Origin of the sequence: Shewanella sp. ECSMB14101, assembly GCF_000773485.1 — a bacterium.
In the GTDB taxonomy this organism is placed as follows: Bacteria; Pseudomonadota; Gammaproteobacteria; order Enterobacterales; family Shewanellaceae; genus Shewanella; species Shewanella marisflavi.
The window spans coordinates 1-2,175 of the sequence record NZ_JSFF01000050.1 but is presented as its reverse complement, the minus strand read 5'-3'; the positions used below and the strand labels follow the sequence as shown (position 1 = coordinate 2,175).

Here is a 2,175-nt window from a genome sequence, read left to right as displayed (position 1 = left end):
TTTTTAATATAAAATTATTATTAATTTCTATTGAAAATAATTTTTTATAAAACAAAAATATATATATAATGACATAGTTTATAATATAAAAAATTAAAATTCAGTTTATTGGAGAAATTTGATAAATTCATCAAAAGAAAAAATTTCTATATTTAACTTAAGAAGTTAATGCTTTTATTCAGCCATTTGATGAAAATTATAATTTTAAAATAAACAAACTAATAGGTATAAAACTATGATTAATACCACAAATCTCTGAACATTGTCCTTTTAACAGCAATCTCTTGCTTCTATTTAAAAATATTATATTCAAACGACCAGGTACAGCATCTATTTTTATTATTAAACTAGGGATAGTTCAAGAATGAAGAACATCATTAGATGAAATAATTAAACGAATAAATTTATTTCTAGGTAAAATTAAAGAATTATTTGTATTTAAACAACGAATTAAATTTCTACTTTTAATATATCTTTCAATTATTATTTTATTAGGAAATTCATAAGTTCAATATCATTGATTACCTATAATTTTTACATCTATGAAAGAAAACTTATTTTCTTCATAACAATATAATAAAAATATTGAAGGTAAAGAAATAATTAAAATTAAAATAGCAGGAATAACAGTTCAAAATAATTCTAATTCATTTCTTTCATTTATAAAAATTATAGATCTTCGATTTATTATAAAAAAATAGATTAAAATTATTAAAAAAATTCTTAAAACAATAATTAAATTTGTAATTGATAAATTAAAAATATCTATATTCTTTATTATAATATTATTAAAATTTTGTATCCAAAAAGAATTTATATTTGTCATAAAATTTGGAAAGTTGATTTTAAAATTTATTTACAATAAATTAATTATAAAAAAATCAAAAAATTAAATTTTTATTACATAAGATAAAAATTATATATATTCATATATAAAATTTAATAATAAAAAAAATTAAATAATTAATAATTTAATTAAATATTTTTAAATAGCGTGCCAGCTAAAGCGGTTAAACGATTAATTAAAATTAAACAAAAATAAAACTAAAAAAATATAGTAAAAGTTTATATATAGTAAAATATTTTATATATTAATATTAAAATAAGTAATAAAATAAATAAGAAATAAATTGGATTAGATACCCAAATAAATAAACTTTATAGTACTAAATTAATTTAATTAAACTAGAATTATTTGGCGGTAAAATTTAAATTTAAAGGGTCTTGATTTATAATAGAAAACACTCAATAAAAAAATCTTTTAGTTATAAATTTATATATTTCCGTTAAATTATATATAAATCAAAAGTTAAATTAATTATTTAAATAAACAGGTCAATATATAGTTAAAACAAAAGAAAAATTTAGACACAAAAAAAAATTAAAAGAAATAGAATTTAATAGTAATTTAAATAAAAATTTAAAAACAATTTTAAATGAATTTTTAATTTTATGTACATATTGCCCATCACTTTCATTTTAAAATGAAATAAGTTGAAACATAGTAGAAGTATAAGAATATGCTTCTAAAATTTTCTAAATACCCCGTATATTCAATTTCCAATTGAAGAGTAATGAAAATAATTTATGTTTAAAATTAAAGAATAAATTTACAAAATTTATATATTATAAACTTAAAAAACAGAAGTAAAAATATAAAGGAAAAAAATTATTATAATAATATCTTTCCAAAAATAATATAATATTTTATCATATCGATAACGAGGTATAAAAGAACGAGATCAAATGATTAAAATAAATAAAAATAAAATATTTAAATAATGAAACAAAAAAAAGAAATTAATTATAATTATTATAGATAAAAAAAAACCATACTCAATTAAAAAAATAAAACTAAATAAAGAAGATATATATTCAACATTAAAACCTGAAACTAATTCTGTTTCTCTTTCTAAAAATTCAAAAGGAATTCGATTTATTTCTCTTAAAGAAACTAAAACTAATCTAAAAATTATTATAAATGAAAATAAAAATAATTTGTTATTATAATTTCAATAAAAATAAAAGTTAAAAGAATTTAATATTAAATTAGGCAAAAGAAATAAAAATATTAAACCTACCTCATAACTAATAATTTGAATTAAAACTCGATATAAAGAAATCATAGAAAAAATACTATTAGAACTATATCTAAGTATTAAAAAAAAAAAAGCC

The 2,175-nt window shown here is 15.4% G+C and carries 2 pseudogenes; both read right to left on the bottom strand.

The annotated features are described in order from the left end of the window. Positions 1 to 196: 196 nt before the first annotated feature. Positions 197 to 481 (bottom strand): annotated as a pseudogene (locus NY07_RS19920) (hypothetical protein). Between the two features lie 1,261 nt (positions 482 to 1,742). Beyond that, positions 1,743 to 1,982 (bottom strand): annotated as a pseudogene (locus NY07_RS19915) (NADH-quinone oxidoreductase subunit H); the annotation flags it as partial. Positions 1,983 to 2,175 lie beyond the last annotated feature (193 nt).